Source organism: Streptomyces barringtoniae, from assembly GCF_020819595.1.
Classification (GTDB): Bacteria; Actinomycetota; Actinomycetes; order Streptomycetales; family Streptomycetaceae; genus Streptomyces; species Streptomyces barringtoniae.
Genome location: NZ_JAJHNP010000140.1, coordinates 1 through 211, shown reverse-complemented (window position 1 = coordinate 211; position 211 = coordinate 1). Strand labels below are relative to the sequence as shown.

Genomic DNA, 211 nt, shown 5'->3' with positions numbered 1-211 from the left:
GTTGCCCTGGCCGGGGGCGCCGAAGGTGGCGGCGAAGGAGGAGAACAGCACGAACGCCGACAGGTCCAGGTCCCTGGTCAGTTCGTGCAGGTGCCGGGTCGCCTCGACCTTGACCCGCAGCACCCGGTCCAGCTGGTCCGGCGTGAGCGCCTCGATGACACCGTCGTCCAGTACGGCCGCGGTGTGCACCACGGCCGTCAGCGGCCGGTCC

General features: G+C 71.6%; 1 protein-coding gene. It reads right to left on the bottom strand.

The features are described from left to right. The coding region (locus LMU33_RS41090; protein WP_228627251.1) for a KR domain-containing protein at positions 1 to 211 on the bottom strand (211 nt) is incomplete at both ends.